Origin of the sequence: Brachyspira pilosicoli (assembly GCF_019402445.1) — a bacterium.
Lineage (GTDB): Bacteria > Spirochaetota > Brachyspiria > Brachyspirales > Brachyspiraceae > Brachyspira > Brachyspira pilosicoli_B.
Window position 1 is genome coordinate 1 of sequence record NZ_SRZM01000079.1, and the last position, 18161, is coordinate 18161.

At 28.9% G+C, this 18161-nt stretch carries 17 protein-coding genes, 1 tRNA gene and 1 pseudogene; 6 read left to right on the forward strand and 13 right to left on the reverse strand.

Annotated features, from left to right (window positions below; all coding sequences use genetic code 11):
• Positions 1 to 99 precede the first annotated feature (99 nt).
• Genes rimM through E6A48_RS03235 form a run of 4 tightly spaced genes read right to left on the reverse strand, consistent with a single transcriptional unit; the run spans position 100 to position 2616 of the window.
• Positions 100 to 609, reverse strand: a complete 510-nt coding sequence (rimM, locus tag E6A48_RS03220; protein WP_219708554.1) for a ribosome maturation factor RimM — start codon at positions 607 to 609, stop codon at positions 100 to 102.
• Positions 606 to 848, reverse strand: a complete 243-nt coding sequence (locus E6A48_RS03225; protein ID WP_014489041.1) for a KH domain-containing protein — start codon at positions 846 to 848, stop codon at positions 606 to 608. Before E6A48_RS03225 ends, rimM begins: the two co-directional genes overlap by 4 nt.
• A 27-nt stretch (positions 849 to 875) precedes the next feature.
• Positions 876 to 1241: a 30S ribosomal protein S16 gene (gene rpsP / locus E6A48_RS03230; RefSeq protein ID WP_219708555.1), complete on the reverse strand. Its 366-nt coding sequence runs from the start codon at positions 1239 to 1241 to the stop codon at positions 876 to 878.
• A 19-nt stretch (positions 1242 to 1260) separates the two neighbouring features.
• Positions 1261 to 2616, reverse strand: a complete 1356-nt coding sequence (locus E6A48_RS03235; protein WP_013244230.1) for a signal recognition particle protein — start codon at positions 2614 to 2616, stop codon at positions 1261 to 1263.
• Between the two features lie 237 nt (positions 2617 to 2853).
• On the opposite strand from E6A48_RS03235, the gene E6A48_RS03240 reads away from it, so the two are divergent.
• Positions 2854 to 3339, forward strand: a complete 486-nt coding sequence (locus E6A48_RS03240) for a hypothetical protein (RefSeq protein WP_219708556.1) — start codon at positions 2854 to 2856, stop codon at positions 3337 to 3339.
• Between the two features lie 97 nt (positions 3340 to 3436).
• A complete protein-coding gene (gene purF, locus E6A48_RS03245; RefSeq protein WP_219708557.1) occupies positions 3437 to 4828 on the forward strand; it encodes an amidophosphoribosyltransferase in 1392 nt (463 codons plus the stop codon).
• A 68-nt stretch (positions 4829 to 4896) separates the two neighbouring features.
• Here the strand turns inward: purF and tlyC are convergent, their stop codons facing one another.
• Genes tlyC through E6A48_RS03265 form a run of 4 tightly spaced genes read right to left on the reverse strand, consistent with a single transcriptional unit; the run spans position 4897 to position 9191 of the window.
• Complete coding sequence (gene tlyC, locus E6A48_RS03250; protein ID WP_219708558.1) at positions 4897 to 5748, reverse strand: hemolysin C; 852 nt, start codon at positions 5746 to 5748, stop codon at positions 4897 to 4899.
• Positions 5714 to 6175, reverse strand: a complete 462-nt coding sequence (gene ybeY / locus E6A48_RS03255) for an rRNA maturation RNase YbeY (RefSeq protein WP_219708559.1) — start codon at positions 6173 to 6175, stop codon at positions 5714 to 5716. Before ybeY ends, tlyC begins: the two co-directional genes overlap by 35 nt.
• A gap of 1 nt (position 6176) precedes the next feature.
• Entirely contained in the window at positions 6177 to 8540 is a 2364-nt protein-coding gene (locus tag E6A48_RS03260; protein WP_219708561.1) for an HD family phosphohydrolase, read from the reverse strand.
• Between the two features lie 21 nt (positions 8541 to 8561).
• Positions 8562 to 9191, reverse strand: a complete 630-nt coding sequence (locus tag E6A48_RS03265; RefSeq protein ID WP_258018530.1) for a PhoH family protein — start codon at positions 9189 to 9191, stop codon at positions 8562 to 8564.
• A 481-nt stretch (positions 9192 to 9672) separates the two neighbouring features.
• On the opposite strand from E6A48_RS03265, the gene E6A48_RS03270 reads away from it, so the two are divergent.
• Positions 9673 to 10125, forward strand: coding sequence for a VOC family protein (locus E6A48_RS03270; RefSeq protein ID WP_219708563.1), 453 nt, complete (start codon positions 9673 to 9675; stop codon positions 10123 to 10125).
• Between the two features lie 61 nt (positions 10126 to 10186).
• Here E6A48_RS03270 and clpP read toward each other — a convergent pair whose 3' ends face one another.
• The 5 genes from clpP to E6A48_RS03295 form a co-directional block, all read right to left on the reverse strand.
• Complete coding sequence (gene clpP, locus E6A48_RS03275; RefSeq protein ID WP_013244222.1) at positions 10187 to 10816, reverse strand: ATP-dependent Clp endopeptidase proteolytic subunit ClpP; 630 nt, start codon at positions 10814 to 10816, stop codon at positions 10187 to 10189.
• A gap of 34 nt (positions 10817 to 10850) precedes the next feature.
• Complete coding sequence (locus E6A48_RS03280; RefSeq protein ID WP_219708565.1) at positions 10851 to 12161, reverse strand: trigger factor; 1311 nt, start codon at positions 12159 to 12161, stop codon at positions 10851 to 10853.
• Between the two features lie 76 nt (positions 12162 to 12237).
• A tRNA-Gly gene (locus E6A48_RS03285) sits at positions 12238 to 12310 on the reverse strand.
• 102 nt (positions 12311 to 12412) lie between these two features.
• Positions 12413 to 13882: a Na+/H+ antiporter NhaC gene (gene nhaC, locus E6A48_RS03290; protein WP_219708566.1), complete on the reverse strand. Its 1470-nt coding sequence runs from the start codon at positions 13880 to 13882 to the stop codon at positions 12413 to 12415.
• A gap of 21 nt (positions 13883 to 13903) precedes the next feature.
• A complete protein-coding gene (locus E6A48_RS03295) occupies positions 13904 to 15082 on the reverse strand; it encodes a trans-sulfuration enzyme family protein (protein WP_278772345.1) in 1179 nt (392 codons plus the stop codon).
• Between the two features lie 249 nt (positions 15083 to 15331).
• Between E6A48_RS03295 and murA the strand changes: the two genes are divergently transcribed.
• The 3 genes and pseudogenes from murA to E6A48_RS03310 all read left to right on the forward strand — a co-directional run.
• Entirely contained in the window at positions 15332 to 16609 is a 1278-nt protein-coding gene (gene murA / locus E6A48_RS03300) for a UDP-N-acetylglucosamine 1-carboxyvinyltransferase (RefSeq protein ID WP_219708568.1), read from the forward strand.
• 18 nt (positions 16610 to 16627) lie between these two features.
• On the forward strand, positions 16628 to 17476 hold the full coding sequence (gene flgF, locus E6A48_RS03305) for a flagellar basal-body rod protein FlgF (protein ID WP_219708570.1): 849 nt from the start codon (positions 16628 to 16630) through the stop codon (positions 17474 to 17476).
• 74 nt (positions 17477 to 17550) lie between these two features.
• Positions 17551 to 18161, forward strand: a pseudogene (locus E6A48_RS03310) (methyl-accepting chemotaxis protein); the annotation flags it as partial.

The window sequence follows — 18161 nt, forward strand, 5'->3', positions numbered from 1 at the left end:
ACTTCGTCAAAGAACCAAAAAGTGCAAATGATTTAGCTTTGTATCTTTTTAATATCTATAAAGTAATAAATGTATATTTGTGTAAAAATGCAGTTACTTTTACTCTTCATCAACTATAGGTTTCTCTATAATCTCTAAAACTCTATTAATTTTATCTATTTTACCAAAATATGCACCAACAAACGGTATAGAAATTTCCTCTTTGCTATCTGCTAAAGAAATAACAAAAACATAATTGGAAGGCAGAGAGTATAAATCTACTATTTTACCATAAAGCTTACCATCAGAATCTATTACATTATAGCCTATAATTTCAGCCTCATAAAAACTATTATCATCTAAAGAAGGAAGATTCTCATAATCAATATAAATGTCCTTTCCTATTAGAGCTTTGGCATCATCTATACTGTCTATTTTTTCTAATTTGAAAACAAAAGATTTATTTTTTTTCTTGATATTTGTTATCTTATATTCTTGATTATCAATATATATGTTAATATTATTATTTAAAAAAGGAAGAGAGGCAAAATAACTTTTATCAATAAAAGTACACTCCACCTCTCCATTTAAGCCATGCACACTAGTGATAGTTGAATAAAAAATTTTCAATTGTCAATAATCTCAAGCATAACACGTTTACCGCTTTTCATAGAAGCAGCAAAAAGAATAGTTCGTAAAGCATGAGCTATACGACCTCTCTTACCTATTATTTTGCCTATGTCGCTTTGATTAACCTTTAGTTCGAGAATAGTACTTTTTTCACCTTCGATTACTTTAACACTAACCCCATCAGGCTCATCAACTAGCTTTTTAGCTAGGTACTCAATAAGCTCTTTTTCTTCCGTCATAGCACACTCCTTTTATTATAATATATATTAAGCCTCAGTGTTACTTTCTTCTGTTGTTACTTCTGGCTTAGCTTGTGTACGATTCTTACGTCTTTTCTCAGGATTTTTTAATGCTCTTTTTTGTTTTCTATCAAGCGGAGCACCTTTATCTTTTTCCATTAGCCCTTCTTTTATAAGAATACTCTTAACTGCATAAGTAGGCTGTGCACCATTAGAGAGCCATTTCTTTATGTTCTCTAAATCTAATTTGTATAGAACTTCTTTAGCCTTAGGATTAAACCAACCCAACTCCTCTATAAAACGACCATCGCGTGGAAAACGAGAATCTGTTGCCACTACACGATAATGAGGTTCATGTTTGCGACCTATACGTTTTAATCTTAATTTTACCACCTTTCTTTCCTCCAAATTATTACATTAATTTATTTAAATCTTCTATAGACATACCTATGCCCTCTAGGGATTTTGCCAATTTATTCATTTTCTTAGTACTGCCCATCATATTCTTCATCATTGTAAATTGCTTTATTAGCTGATTTACATCATAAATACTCTGGCCACTACCATTAGCTATACGCATCTTTCTTGAATTGTTTAAAGGGAACAAAGCAAGACGCTCTTTTTTAGTCATTGATTGTATAATAGCTTTATATTTTACAAACTTCTGTTCTTCTCTGCTTATTAATTCATTATCCACATTAGCCATTCCTGGTATCATAGAAGTCATCTTAGATATACCGCCCATTTTGGTTGTAGCATCTATTTGTTTTAAAAAGTCATTATAATCAAAATTATTTTCTATAACTTTTTGAAGCATTTCTTGAGCTTCTTTCTCACTTATAGCAGCACGAGCCTTCTCAACAAGTTTGACTATATCACCCATTCCAAGTATTTGACCTGCAACTCTTTTCGCATCAAATACATCTATATCTTCTAAATGTTCACCAGTACCTATAAATTTAACTGAAGAGCCTGTTGCATAACGAAGTGATAAAGCAGCACCGCCTCTAACACCAGAATCAAATTTAGTAAGTATTACACCATTTATGCCAATATTGCTTTGAAAGCTCTTAGCAACATCAAATACACTCTGACCTGCTGTAGAATCCACAACGAGTAATTTTTCTGTAACATCAACAGAATTAACAACTCGCCTAAGTTCAAGCATCATCTCTTCATCTATCTCTAAACGTCCTGCAGTATCTACAATAATCATATTGTACTGCTCTTTTTTAGCGATAGACATAGCTCTTTTTAATATTTTATAAGGCTTTTTCTCTTTTGTATCTATATGACAAGGAACACCAACCTCTTTAGCTAATACTGCTAATTGCTCCATAGCGGCAGGTCTATGTACGTCAAGACCAACGAGAAAAACTCTTCTTTTATCTTTATAGTATTTTGCTAATTTAGCAGAAGTTGTAGTTTTACCAGAACCTTGTAAACCGAATAGAAGTGTAACTGTTGTTTTTTCTACTGGTTCTAATTTAAGACCACTTTCACCTTCACCTATCATAGAAACTAATGTATCATGAACATCGGCTACAAATTGATTAGCAGGGTCTACATTTTCTAATCTTTCTTTACCTATGGCTCTTTTTTTGGCTTCTTCTAAAAATTTATCGGCTGCTTCTAATGATACGTCTGCTGATAATAGAGCTTCTTTGATGCCTATGAGGGTATCTTCTATATCTTTTTCAGATAATACTTTTTTATCGCGTAATTTGGAGAACACGTTAGATATAGATTTTGTTAAATTATCAAACATTCAAAAATACCAATAAATCAATAAATTATGCATAGCTATTTTACGACAAAAACATAAAAATGTCAATAACTTTGAGATAAATTCATACTAACTACTATTACTTAGAATATTTTTTTCACATTTTAAAAATATTATCTAACATATTAAACAATTTTTTATATATTTTAATTATTCAGAACTAATTAAAATTATGTAAATATAAAAAATTAAATAAAAAAGTCGATATTAATATAAACTATGAAAAATATATTAAAAATAATTATTTTTACATCTATACTAATTAGCTGTAAATTAGAAAATATTACTGGCACTGGTGTAGATAATAGATTTATAGGAACTTGGATTGGAACTATAAAAGAAGAAGATAATCCAAACCTCCCACCTATAACACAACCTCCACCTGGAGGAGAAGATACAGAAAATACAACTGAAGAAAAAAATATAACTGTAGTTATTAATGAAGACGGCTCAATAACCATAGATAATGATCCTATACCAGCATCAAACATATATAAAGATATAAAAAATAATGTACACTATTATACAATATCATATATTACATCTTATCAAGAAAACTCAAGCACAGTGTATAATTATATGATTATATTTGAAGATAATACAAAAGCTACTATAGAAGGAACAACTATAACAACATTAAATGAAAAAGAAGAAAGAGTAAAAGTACCAGAAACAACCATAAATAAACAAACTGAAACTAATTAAATAAACAATAAAATTCTTCAATAACTCTATTGTGTAAAACACTAATTAATTATAATATATACAAATCAAAAAAAATAAAAAATTGGTTGAAATATATATGAATGATTTTTTTAAATGCGACAAACCTAAAGAAGAATGCGGAGTATTTGGTATATACTCAAAAGAAATAAAAAAAGATATATTAAAAACTCTTAACTATGCACTATATGCTCTTCAGCACAGAGGTCAAGAAAGTGCTGGAATAACAATATCAAATTATAAACATTTATTTACTTATAAATCTATGGGACTTGTTTCAGATTTATTTTCTAGTAACATACCAAAAGAAACAGAAGGAAATATTGCTATAGGACATGTAAGATATTCTACTACAGGAGCAAGCAAAATAGAAAATGCTCAGCCTCTTGAGAACCTATTTAGATTAGGTCAAATAGCTATAGCACATAACGGCAACCTTACTAATGCATATCAATTAAGAGATAAATTAGAACAAGAAGGAGCTACATTCAATGCTACTTCAGACAGCGAAGTGATAATTAAATTAATAGCAAGAAAAACTGTAAATAATTTTATAGACGGAATAAAAGAGACTATCAATATAATTGAAGGAGCTTTTGCTTTGGTTATAGTGGTAGACGGAAAATTAATTGGAGTTAGGGACCCTCATGGAATACGTCCTTTATCATTAGGAACTAATTCTAATGGTGATTATTTTTTAGCTTCTGAATCTTGTGCTTTAGATGCTGTTGGGGCTAAATTTGTACGCGATATAGAAGCAGGTGAAATGGTGATTATAGATGATAATGGTATTCAATCTATAAAATATAAAAATACTAAATTAAAAAATTATCCTTGTGCATTTGAGCATATATATTTTGCAAGACCAGAAAGCAATATAGACGGCATTAACGTATATAATGTAAGATTTCAAACAGGTGTTTTACTTGCCAAAAAAAATACAGTAGATGCTGATATTGTAATAGGTGTACAAGACTCTGGAACTATTGCCGCATTGGGATTTGCAAAAGAAAGCGGTATTCCTTATAGCATTGGTTTGGTTAAAAACAGATATATTGGAAGAACATTTATTATGCCTGAACAGTCAAGCAGAGAAGAAACTGTTAAATTAAAATTCAATCCTTTAAAACATCTTATAGACGGTAAAAAAGTTATATTAATAGATGATTCACTCGTAAGAGGTACTACAAGTAAGATACTTATTGATATAGTGAGAAAAGCAGGTGCTAAAGAAGTGCATTTTAGGTCAGCTTCACCTGTTATAAAAAACCCTTGCTATTATGGTGTTGATATATCTTCCAAAAAAGAACTTATAGGAGCAAAACTCTCTGTAGAAGAAATTCGTAAAGAAATTAATGCTGATACTTTGGAATATTTATCTATAGAAGATATGTTTAAAGCTTTAGGCGGAACTAACTATTGTATAGGTTGTTTTAACGGAGAATATCCAACATCAATACCTAAAGAATAATATTTGAATAATATAATTACTAATACTATATTTTTGTTATAGTTTTTTATTTATTAAAAAATGTTGTTTTATATATCATCATTTTCAATATTATCTTCATCTTCTTTATTTTCTTCTTCTGAATCTTCATTAGCACTATTTAATTTTTCTATTCTAATCTTTGTAACAATATTTCCGCTCTTTCCAACAACAGTAAAAGAATAACCATTATATTTAATAGCCTCATTTCTCTTTGGAAGCCTTCCAAGATAAGAAAATAAAAATCCACCCACAGTATCAGCATCATCATCTGGTATATCTGGAAGTATTCCATATTTATTTATCTCTTCTATTCTCATTCTAGCATCAACTAAAAAACTTCCATCATCATTACTCTTCACTTCCTCATCATCATCTTCATCAAACTCATCTCTAATATCTCCCACAATCTCCTCAAGTACATCTTCCATACTAACAATACCCGAAAATCCGCCATACTCATCAACAACCATAGCAATATGAATCTGTTTAGTTCTAAAATTCTTCAAAAGCTCCATAAGTGAAATAGATATAGGTACAAAAAAAGCCTTGTGTATTATCTTTTTTAGATTAAAAGTTTTTTCATCTATATCTACCAAATCTTTAACATACAAAACACCTACAATATCATCTATACCATCTTTATAAACAGGTATCCTAGAGTTTCTATCCCTATTAAAAGCCTTAATTACCTTCTCATAACTTGTATCTATATGAAGCATATTCACATCAACTCTAGGTATCATTATATCTTTTACATTTTTACTTTTAAGTTCAATGGTGTTTATTACAATCTCTCTCTCTTCTTCTGTTAATAAACTTAAATTAATATAATGATTCTTATCATTATAATTATCTTTATTTTTTTTAACTATCTTTTTTAATATCTTTTTTATTGGCATTATTATAATTCCCTTTTATATGTTCAAGTATTTTTTTATATAATTCTCTCATTCTTTTATAATTTTTTTTAAGAGATTTTTCTGTATAATTATGATGTACACCTTGTAAATGAAGTATAGAATGAACTATTAATTTGATGACAGTCATCTTTATTTTATCTTCGCTATATCTATCTAAAACCCACTCATAAGAAATAACAATATCCCCTCCATCATTAGCTTCACCCATAGGAAAAGTTAATACATCGGTTGCTTTATCTTTATTTCTAAATTGTTTGTTTAAGCCTCTTATATAATCATCATTAGAAAAAACTAAATTCACTTCTCCATCAATATTAGCAGCTTTTACAGCATGGCTTAAAAAATATCTATAAATATTTAGATTAATATCATAATCAGTATTATTAAAAACATTAACCTTTTTCATACTATTTCTTTACTTTATCTTTATTAAGAGCTTCTTTTTTAGAATTGATATTTTTAATAAATCTTTCTTTTGTTTTTGAAACTTTTTTAGTATCTGTTTTTATATTTTTTTCAAGATTTTCTGCTTTTTCATTTTTATTATTATCTTTATTCTCTTTGCCTATATCTTTTGGAAGCTCTGGATATTTTATTCTCTCATGTAATGAAATTAAAATCTTCTGTAAACTTATTCTTTTAATGGTTTCAATATCTTGTAATGTAAGTCCGCTGTCATTTAATTCACCTTCTGCCATTTTACTTTTTACTATATTATCTATAAGCGAAGATAGCTTTTCTTTGGTAGGATTATTTATTGTTCTGCTTGCGGCTTCTATTGAGTCTAATATCATTAAAATAGCAGTAATTTTTGATTGAGGTTTGGGTCCTCCATAAGTAAATAAACTTACATCTATATCAGGGTCTTCTTTTAGAGCATCTGCATAAAAATATTTTATTAAACTTGTTCCATGATGTTCTTTTATAGCTGCTATTATCTCTTTTGGAAGCCTATATTTCTTTGCTATCTCAACACCAAAACGAACATGCGATTTTACTATTGCAGCCGATAAAGTAGGTTTTAATCTATTATGTCTGTTATCGTCTTTATTTGTGTTTTCTATAAAGTATAATGGATTTTCTATTTTACCTATATCATGATAGTATGCAGATACGCAGGCTAATCTTCCATCTTCTCCAATCTCATCAGCTATAGTTTCTACTAAATTAGCCATATTAATAGAATGGTGATAAGTACCTGGAGCATTAATTTGAAGCTGCCTTAAAAGTGGATTGTTTAAGTCTGCCAATTCCTGAAGTCTAAATATAGTAGCAGTTTCAAGTAAATACTCACAAATAGGAAGAATAATCATAACAAGTATTGCCTGTATTAAACCACTTGCAAAAGCAAATACAAAAACCATATGGTTAAAATCAAAATCATCTTTAATAAATACATTAACTAATGATACTATACTCAAACATACACCTATCTGAATGCCTAGCCATAAAACTCCATTTCTGTTATTAATTTTCTTTGTAGAAACAGAAGTTATCATTGATATTACAAAAAGTGAGAAAAACTCATATACATCAGCCTGCACCATATTAGCAGCTAAGAGAGTAATACATACAGTTACAATAGCTGAAATTCCTCTTCTAGCCCCAAGCAAAGTATTAAGCATAGAAAACATTGGTATAAAAGTATATATATAAAAAGGTATATTTATAAGTTTATCCGATACATAGTTGCTTATAAAATATGCTATAGACATAATAAGCAAATATTCAAGCGAGAATAAAATGAAATTCTTAAAGTTAGTATAAAAGTCTATATTATATTTAAATATAATGTATCCAACAAAGGCAAATAGCATCAATATAAATAAAGCCTGACCTATTAAAGTTTTTATATTATACTCAAGGAAACTGCTGTTATCTAATATATATTTTAAAAGCTTTACCTTATCCTCTGTAACCATTTCCCCTTCCTCTAAAATAGGGAAACCTGCTTTTATTGTTGTATATATAGGCTCTACGGATAATGGAATTTTATTTATCTCTTCCTGAGTTTTTTCAGAGTTATAAATTAAATTATCTACTAAAAATACATTGATTATAGAAGATATGGTATTGATATGAAATACATTTAAATCATTATATCTGTTTCCCAAAATAGAGCTAATCTCATTTTTTAAATTTTCTAAAAAGAATATTCTATTTTTTGCAACTATTCTCTCTTCAACAACATAATCATTATACTTATAAATAAATATTCCATTATTAAGAATTAATCTTAAAGTTTCAGGTGTTAAATTTCTTCTAGATATTATGCCAACATCAAATAAACTCTTAAGCGTATCTACAACTTTAGCCTCATATCCAACAGTATCTCTATTAATTATGGCATTAGAAAAAATCGTCTTATTAATATTTAAATTATATTTTGATATAACCGCATCATACATATCATCAAAAGAAACATTATTAGTATCAAAGCTTCTAATAAAATTAAACATATTGCTAACTTTTGATAAAGACTCTTTTTCTATGCTCTCAGGCATTTCAAATATAGGTCTTACATTCGCTTGTAAATATGCTATTAATCTTTGAGTTTCTTCTATGTTTTTATATTTTATATTGTTTTTTGCAATCAATGGTTCTTTTACAGTTTCACCAATAGACGGTATTGTAATTTTTTGCATATAATTTGGAAACACTAATAATAATGTTATTATATACAAAATCAATGCTATTAATAATTGAAATATCCTCTCCATATTAAGAGTTTTATTAATTATAGATTTTATAATTTTTTTATTCGTGTTCATAATAATTTTTATCCATTAATTTTACACATTTGTATTATCAGCATTATCATAGGCTTCTAATATTTTAGAAACTAACCTATGCCTTATTACATCTTTTTTATCAAAATGATGAAAAGCTATGCCTTCTATATTTTTTAATATTCTAATAGAATGCTCTAAACCAGATTTTACATTCTTAGGCAAATCGCTTTGAGTAATGTCCCCAGTAATAACAGCCTTAGACTTTTCACCTATCCTACTTAAAAACATCTTCATTTGAGCAACTGTAGTGTTCTGTGCCTCATCTAGTATTATAAAAGCTCTGCTTAAAGTTCTTCCTCTCATATAAGCTAAAGGAGCTACTTCTATTTTATTTTCCTCTGTGTATTTTAATATTATATCACTAGACAAAAGACTATACAAGGCGTCATATACAGGTCTCATATACGGAGAAATCTTTTCTTTAAAATCACCAGGCAAATATCCTAAACTCTCCCCAGCTTCAACAACAGGTCTTGTTATTATCATACGCTCAATCTTATTTTCTGCAAGTAAACTTATACCATAAGCAACAGATAAAAATGTTTTACCCGTACCAGCAGCACCAGTGGAAAAAACTATATCATTAAAAATCATCTTCTCTAAATATTCACCCTGAGAAATGGTTTTCATCTCTATGTTCCTTCCGAGATAAGGCAGCTTTATACGCATATTAATTAAAGAACTCTCACGCTCTTTAAATATATTATCAGATATATTAATAACCTTTTCTAAAGAAATTTCGGTATTAGAAATATACATGTCTTTAAGTATATATATTACCTTTAGAGTGTCTTCTATATTTGAATAATTCCCTTCTATGGTTAATTCATTTCCCTTTGGATATATTGAAACATTAAATTTATTCTCTAAAACTTGAAGATTTTTATCCTCTGCACCGCAAATGGAAATATATGCTTCATAATCTTTAAACTTTACTTTATTGTCTAATCTTTTTTTATTTATATTATTATCCTTATAATTTTATTGTATTATAATATAGTACAAAAAAATTAATTATTGTCAATATTACATACATCAAAATTTAGATTATGGAATATATAAATAAATTTGTTATAATTTATATTAGAAAATAACAAACGGAGTATTATTAATGATTAGAGAAGTAATGCATATAGGCATAACAGTAAGCAATATGGAAAAATCTATACACTTTTATAAAAATATATTAGGACTAACTTTTAAAGGTGAAGCTATGATGGAAGGCAAAGAAACAGATTTATTATTTAATATGAAAGGAGTAAAAGTAAAAATAGCATATCTTAATGGAAGCGATAATATAATAGCTCCTCCAATAGAACTTTTGCAATTTATAAATGAAGAGGCTAAAAAAGATACTTCTCAATTAAACAAAATATCTATTTCTGAGATTTGTTTTAGAGTTGAGAATATAGATGAAATGTATAAACATTTAATAAAAAATAATGTAGAATGTTTATCAGAGCCTCAATATTTTAACTTCGAAAATTACGGATTTGGTAAGAGTAAAGCTTTATATTTTAGAGACCCTGATGGTATTATATTAGAACTAATAGAGAACATATAATTATAAAAAGTTTTAAATTATTATTTTAAAATTCTAATATTAATAAAAAACTTAATATTAATTATTCTCTGCTTGAGAAAACTTTATCTATAATGCCGTATTCTTTAGCTTCTTCGGCACTCATAAAATAATCTCTATCCATATCAGCTTCAAGTTTTTTAAGTTCTTGACCAGTATGCTTAACAAATATGTCATTTAATATAGCTTTTAATCTGATAGTTTCTCTTAATTGTATTTCCATATCAGTAACCATACCTCTAGAACCGCCTGAAGGTTGGTGTATCATAATTCTAGAGTTTACAGTAGCAAATCTCTTACCGCTAGCACCGCCTGCAAGAAGCAAAGCACCTGCAGAAGCAGCCTGACCAACACATAAAGTAGCAACATCAGGCTTTACATATTGCATAGTGTCATACATACCCAAAGCAGCAGTAACAACCCCTCCTGGGCTATTTATATATAAAGAAATGTCTTTTTCAGGGTCAGCAGATTCCAAAAATAACAACTGAGCTATTACAACATTGGCAACATCATCATTAATCTCTCCACCCAAGAATATAATTCTGTCTTTTAAAAGTCTTGAGTAAATGTCATAAGAACGTTCGCCTCTGCTTGTTTGTTCTATAACATAAGGTATAGTCATATAACTTTTTTCTATATATTTTTTATCAACTCTGTCAAATTTATACATCATAAACCCTTTATTACAATAAATTATCTAAAAATTAATAACCAGCCCAAAGATCATTTTCATTAGCAACAAATATTCCAGCATCTTTTTCTGTAATATTAATATGTTCTTTTATATAATCTAATATAGCTTCTGATACAGCTCTGTTTTCTGCCTCTTTCATTATATGATTAATAATGTCTTGCTGCTCTTCTTTAGGTCTTTTTGATAATCCTAAATAGCTTTGATATTGATAAAGTCTGTTAGCATATTCTTTAGCTTTATCTTCGTTTATGTTAAGAGAATCTTTATAAACATCAGCAAGCTTAGCCATAATCAAGTCAAAACTAATTTGTTTTTTTACATTCTCTTCATATTCTTTTTTAATATCATCTTCTTTTTTACCAACAGAAATTAAAAAGTCTGTTTTAGTCATTCCATTTCCAGAAACTTGTCTTTCAAAGTCCTCTAAAGCTCTATTTAATTCCATTTCATAATAGCCTTTAGGTATATCTACTTTTACAAGTTCTAATAATTTATTGAAGATAGAATCATTTATAAGCTCAGAATCTGCTCTAGCCTCAGCTCTTTTAGCTAAATGCTCTTTTAAGCCCTCTTTTACTTTTTTTACTTCCTCTTCTTTAGAGTCATCTTTAATATTTGGCTTTTCTACTTTTAAAACTTCCATAATTAAAGTAGCTTCTCTGCCATTAACAAAAGTAGTTAAAAGTTTTTTATCGCCTTTTTTAACATCTACAGCATTTTTAGCAAATATAGTTTCATTTTCATTATCTGTAGCTATAAGAGTTAATTCTTTATTATATTTTTTGTTTTCTTCATCATCAAACTCAATTTTTACATATACTTTATCACCAAGCTCAGATTTTAATTCGCTCTCTTCAAAAGGAGAAAATCTCTGTAAAGATAATTTATATGCTTTTTCTATAGCCTCATCATCTATATTATATTTATTTTTCTCTAAAGAGATAGATGAAAGTTCAGGCAAAGCAATATCAGGAAGAGGATAGTATTCATAAGTAAGGTGAAGACCATCATCTTTATTTTCCATATATGATAATTTAGGAGTAGCGATACATTTAGCATTTTTTTCATCGCTGTAAGTATTCCAAACATTTTCAATCATCACTTCATTAGTAGCAGATTCCAAACCTTCTCTATATCTAGAAAGTATAATATTGTTAGGAGCATGACCAATTCTAAAACCTTTAATATTAACTTTAGGTTTATAATATTCAATTTGTTTTTCTAATTCTTTATTATAAGCATCTTTAGAAACAACAACCTTTAGAGTAACTAAATCCTTATCATCTGTAGAAGTTTCGAAGTTAAAATCTTTAATATCCATTGATATACAACCTTTATATAAAAAATTAAAAAAACCCTCAACAGAAAGAAAAATTTCTATCGAGGGTTATCTGATGAGCGGGAAACGGGACTCGAACCCGCGACAGTCTGCATGGCAAGCAGAAACTCTACCAACTGAGTTATTCCCGCATTAGACTTGTGAAATAGTATAACACAACTCAATTTAAATGTCAATAGCAAAAATAAAAAATAGGGATAATTTTATTTAATCCCTATTTTTATTTTTATTTATTATTGTTTATTTAGTTCCAAATATTCTTGATAAGAATCACTATCCTTATTAATTTTAGCAATACCGAAACCAGTAAATCCCCAAATTATTGCAAAAATAACACCTGTGTAGCATAATACAGCCCAAGGAGCATATTGAACAGTAGCAACGCCTAATGTAGAAGACATATACACACCAGCTAAAGACCAAGGAACTAATGGTTCTACAACTGTAATACTGTCTTCCAAAGAACGAGAAAGATTTTTGCTTTCTAAACCTCTTTTAATATATTCACCTCTAAATAAACTACCTATCATTAAGAAAGTAACAGATGCTTCGCCTATAACAGTAATTACTAAAACTCCAAGTAAAATAGTTAAAGTAATTAATTTACCAGTGCTATCAATATGTTTCATAATAGATGAAATTACAACTTCCAAACTTCCAGATATTGTAAGAGCTCCTATAAAAGAGAAAGCACAAAAAGCCATCAAAGCACTATTCATCATAGATGACATACCGCCTCTTTGTAAAAGATTAGGTACTTCTTTTACCAAAGAATTTATATCCACTTCAGGATTTACAAACATATCCATTTTAAACCCATTAACCATACTATTAGCACAAGCTGAAATAGAAAAGCCTTGTATAAAAATAGCTATAAGAACAGCAACTAAAGATGATATCATCATAACAGGAATAGTAGGTTTTTTTAGAAGAGAACCAGAAACTACTATAACAGGCGGAATAAGTAAAATTAAACCAACAGGCATACTTAAATTAAATAATTGAGATAAAGTATTGATAATAATATTTATCTGATCAATTTGACCAGTACTAGAAAAGTGAAAACCAGCTACTAAATATACTATACAACTTACTATAAATCCTGGAACTGTAGTATATAACATATGACCTATATGTTGATATAAATTTGTATTTGTTGCTATAGCTGACATATTAGTACTATCAGAAAGCGGAGACATTTTGTCGCCAAAATATGCACCAGCAACTATTGCTCCAGCTACAGCAGGTAATGGAGCACCCATTCCAGCAGCTACACTAATCAATGCAGCACCAACTGTTCCAGCAGAACCCCAAGAAGTTCCTGTACTTACAGATAATATAACTGTAACCAAAAATGAAGTTATAATAATAAATTTAGGGTTAATAATTTTAAGACCTATATAAACCAAGTATGGTATTGTACCACTTATTACCCAAGCTCCTATCATCAAGCCAACAGAAATTAAAATCATAATAGCTGGAAAAGCTCTCGCTAATTTAATAATAATTTCTTCTTCTATATCTTTCCAAGTATATCCAAGTTTTAACGATATACAAATTGTAAAAGCAGCACATAAAATTAATAATATTTTAATATCTATATGTAATACTAAAAGCCCTACTATTAAAACTACAAACATAAAAATTAATGGTAATAAAGCCACAAAAAGTGTAGGCTTTTTCTTTTGTTTTATTGTATCCATAATTACTCCTAACTTAAAAAATCATATTTTATTTAAAGCTTGTTTTAAATCGTCTATTAAAATTTCAGCACCTTCAAGACCACAATGAAGTCTAACTATATTTCTATTTAATTCATGGAATTTTAATTCTTCCTCACTCCAATTATATGTAAATGCTATAGCTAAACTCTCGAAACCACCCCAAGAACATCCCTTCTCAAATACTTTCAAATTATCAACAAAAGTTTCAACATTTTTCACATCGCCTTCTATTTCAATACTTAATAAACCGCACTCTCCTTTTTGTTGCTTTCTTGCCAATTCATATTGAGGATGTGATGGTAAACCTGTATAGAATACTCTTTTTACTTTTGGATGTTTTTCTAAAAACTTTGCTACTTCCATAGCTGTTTCATAATGTCTTTGCATTCTTACATCCAAAGTACGTAATCCTCTAATAGCAAGCCAAGCCTCCATAGGTCCCATAACACTTCCAAACCAATCTCTTTGAACCATAATTTTTCTCATCAACTCTTCATCTTTTGATATTAAAACACCGCCTATTAAATCACTATGACCTCCTATATATTTTGTCATAGTATGCATAACTATATCAATTCCCATATCTAATGGCTTTTGAAAAATAGGGGTTGAATAAGTATTATCAATATATGTTTTTATGTTATGTTTTTTTGCTATATCTGCAACAGATTTTAAATCTACAACATTACATACCAAAGTAGATGGACTTTCCAAAATAATCATATCAGTATTTTCTTTAATAGCGTCTTCAAATTCTTTTGGATTTTTACCAACAACATATGTAACTTCTACATTCATTTTTTCACACAAGAATTCATTTAAAAGATGTTGAACAGGACCATAGCTCTCGCGAATACATATAATGTGGCTACCTGTTTTACATATTGAAAGTATAGCTGCAGAACAAGCTGCCATACCAGCAGAAAATACAACTGCTCTGCTACCATGTTCTAATGCCGCTAATTTTTTCTCTAAAATATTTACTGTTGGATTAGATGCTCTTCCATAATAAAATTGATCATTAAAGATATCAACATCAAAATAATCTTTTACAGTATTAAAAACATGTAAAGAATTCATAAATACAGGTGGTACTACCGCTTTCATATACTTTTCGGGATCCTCTCCTATATGCGTTAAAGCAAAAAGATCTTCATTTTTTGAGTTCATTGACTGCATGACAAACCTCTTTAAAATTTATTTTTACATAATTGTAGTATATAAATAAAATAATCAAAATCAATAATTGAATAAAAATTTGTTTAATTTTTCAAAAAAATAAACAAAAATATGTTTTTATCAAAAAATTAAAAACAGTTTTTAGTTTTTTGATTCATTTAAATGTATTAACATAATAAAAAATAATTAAGCATTTTACTATTATACCGAAAAACTAAAGTAGTATAATATAAAACAATAGGGGGAAGAATGTATAAATACACTATAGAAGGCTCTAAAAATATTAATGGAACTGTGAAAATTTCAGGTTCTAAAAATGCATCACTTCCTCTTTTGGTAGCTTCAATACTTACCGATGAACCTGTAACTCTTCATAATGTGCCTGATTTAGTTGATGTGCAGGTATTAATAAATATATTAGAACCATTGGGAAAGAAAGTTGATTTTAAAAACAACACCACTGTGATAATATCTCAAAATGGCAAAAGCGATGAAGCTCCATATAAACTAGTAAAAAAAATGAGAGGCTCTATTATAGTGCTTGGACCATTACTTGCAAAACGCAAACATTGTAAGGTTTCCTACCCCGGCGGCTGTGCTTTTGGTCCAAGACCAATAGATTTGCATCTGAAAGGAATGGAAGCATTAGGTGCTAAGATTGATATCACCGCCGGCTATATAGATGCCACTGTAAAAGATAATCTAATAGGTGCAGATATAAACCTATCTGGAAAAAATGGCCCTACAGTTTTAGGCACTGATAATGTTATGATGGCTGCTACATTAGCTAAAGGTACAACTATTATAAGAAATGCTGCAAGAGAACCAGAATGTACAAACTTAGCAGAGTTATTAAAAGCTATGGGGGCAAAAATTGAAGGTATAGGAACTTCTACTCTCACAATAGAGGGTGTTGATTATTTAAAAGGCGTAGAGTTTGAAGTGATACCAGACAGAATAGAAACAGGTACTTTTTTGGCAATGGCTGCTGCTGGAAGGGGAAAATTAAAATTAGAAAATACTAATCCAGAGCATTTAACTTATGTATTAGATTTGCTCTCTTCTATAGGCTGCGATATAAAAACCACAAAATCAACTATAGAAATAGATGCTTCAAATAAAGAATTAAAGCCTTTTGAAATAGAAACTCTTCCATATCCTGGCTTTCCAACAGATTTACAGGCAATATTCACAACTTTAGCATGCACAATAAAAGGTTCAAGCAAAATAAAAGAGACTATTTACCCAGACAGATTCAGCAATGTACCAGAATTAATTCGTATGGGTGCTGATATAGAATTATTTGAACCTAGCATTGTTGTAAATGGCGGAAATAAACTTTCTGGTGCTGATGTACAAGCTAGTGATTTACGTGCAGGTGCTGCATTGGTTATTGCTGGTGCTGTAGCAGAGGGTGTTACAGACCTTCACAGAATATACCACATAGAAAGAGGCTATGAAGACTTTGTAAGTAAATTAAACAAAATTAATATAAAAACAACAAAAGAAAATGATGATATATTATAAATAAAGGGGGATATATAAATGGTTAGAGGAGTTTATACAGGTGCTAGCGGAATGATAGCAGAACAATACAGACTCGATGTTGTAGCTAATAATTTGGCTAATGTTGATAAGCCTGGTTTTAAAAGAGATACTGCTACTTTCAAAGCTTTTCCAGAAATGATGGCTGCTAGAACAGAAGATGACGGAGTTGTAATATTTCCTCTTGGTTCTACAGATATAAGACCTTATGTTGGAAGACTCGGTACTGGTGTTGAAGTAAATGAAGTTTTTACAGAGTGGGAGCAAGGTTCTTTAAGAGAAACTGGCAATCAGCTTGATATAGCTTTGGGTGATAAAGGTTTCTTTGCAGTAGAAACACCTCATGGCGAAAGATACACTAGAAATGGAAGCTTCTTGATTGATAAAGATAATTATCTCGTTACAAAACATGGCTACAAAGTAATGGGTGAAAATGGTTATATACAAATAAAAACTAACAACTTCAATATAGACGAAGAAGGAAGAATTAGTATTAATAGAAGATATCAAGACAATGAAGACTTTGTTCAGTTTAATGATAATGAATGGGAAGATGAAGAAATACTTGATACTTTAAAAATAGTTCGCTTTGAAAATGAAAGATACCTCAAAAAAGAAGGAGAATCATTCTGGGTAGATACTGATATCAGCGGTCCTGCTTATATAGCTCAAAAAGGCGTAGACAGACCTAAAGTATTATCAAGATTCTTGGAAATGAGCAACGTAAACCCTATAAATGAAATGGTTAGAATGATAGAAGTTCAGCGTGCTTATGAATTAAACTCAAAAACTATATCAACACATGATACTCTAATAGGAAGAGTAGTTAATGAAGTTGGAAGAGTATAAATTAATATTTTGATAAAAATTGTACGATAATGTATAATAATATCTAAAATTATATAAAAGGAATGGATCATTGTATGGCTGTAGATAAATTTCAACAAAAAATTATTTTCTCTCTAAAAATGCAGCTTATTTTTACATATATAATAGTAAATCTGCCTATATGGTATATTATACTATACTTCTTTGTATACAGTCATAAAATTCCCTTCTTCGGTATTAAAATAATAGCTACTATATTTTCTGTAATATCAATACTAAAATATTTTGATATATGGAAAAATGGACTAAATATACAAATAGCTAGAAAAACTATAAGGCTCTTTACAGCAACTTCTATAATTTCTTCAGTATTAGAAATAGTATTATATAATCTAGTAAATAAAGATGTTTTTATATATACATCTATTATAGCTGTAATTGCATGTTTATTAATAAATGGTGGTGCTGTTTCTTTAACTCTGCTTTCATTCAAAATAGCTACACTTAAACTAGACCTAGAAACTAATATCAATACTTTCTATATTCCAATTACAACTAAAATTTTATATACTATTTATTTCTTTTTCTTTTCTGTTGTATTGGTATTTTTAATCTATTCAATTAATGTAAATGAAAACTTGTATATTAATAATTATATTAATAGCACATTAAATGAAATAGCAAAAGTAGATAATAATATATATTC

Coding starts and splice junctions, on each gene's coding strand:
- E6A48_RS03225 (WP_014489041.1), bottom strand. CDS start 848: ATGACGGAAGAAAAAGAGCTTATTGAGTACCTAGCTAAAAAGCTAGTT.
- E6A48_RS03235 (WP_013244230.1), bottom strand. CDS start 2,616: ATGTTTGATAATTTAACAAAATCTATATCTAACGTGTTCTCCAAATTA.
- E6A48_RS03240 (WP_219708556.1), top strand. CDS start 2,854: ATGAAAAATATATTAAAAATAATTATTTTTACATCTATACTAATTAGC.
- purF (WP_219708557.1), top strand. CDS start 3,437: ATGAATGATTTTTTTAAATGCGACAAACCTAAAGAAGAATGCGGAGTA.
- tlyC (WP_219708558.1), bottom strand. CDS start 5,748: ATGCCAATAAAAAAGATATTAAAAAAGATAGTTAAAAAAAATAAAGAT.
- ybeY (WP_219708559.1), bottom strand. CDS start 6,175: ATGAAAAAGGTTAATGTTTTTAATAATACTGATTATGATATTAATCTA.
- E6A48_RS03260 (WP_219708561.1), bottom strand. CDS start 8,540: ATGAACACGAATAAAAAAATTATAAAATCTATAATTAATAAAACTCTT.
- E6A48_RS03265 (WP_258018530.1), bottom strand. CDS start 9,191: ATGAAAACCATTTCTCAGGGTGAATATTTAGAGAAGATGATTTTTAAT.
- E6A48_RS03270 (WP_219708563.1), top strand. CDS start 9,673: ATGATTAGAGAAGTAATGCATATAGGCATAACAGTAAGCAATATGGAA.
- clpP (WP_013244222.1), bottom strand. CDS start 10,816: ATGTATAAATTTGACAGAGTTGATAAAAAATATATAGAAAAAAGTTAT.
- E6A48_RS03280 (WP_219708565.1), bottom strand. CDS start 12,161: ATGGATATTAAAGATTTTAACTTCGAAACTTCTACAGATGATAAGGAT.
- nhaC (WP_219708566.1), bottom strand. CDS start 13,882: ATGGATACAATAAAACAAAAGAAAAAGCCTACACTTTTTGTGGCTTTA.
- E6A48_RS03295 (WP_278772345.1), bottom strand. CDS start 15,082: ATGCAGTCAATGAACTCAAAAAATGAAGATCTTTTTGCTTTAACGCAT.
- murA (WP_219708568.1), top strand. CDS start 15,332: ATGTATAAATACACTATAGAAGGCTCTAAAAATATTAATGGAACTGTG.
- flgF (WP_219708570.1), top strand. CDS start 16,628: ATGGTTAGAGGAGTTTATACAGGTGCTAGCGGAATGATAGCAGAACAA.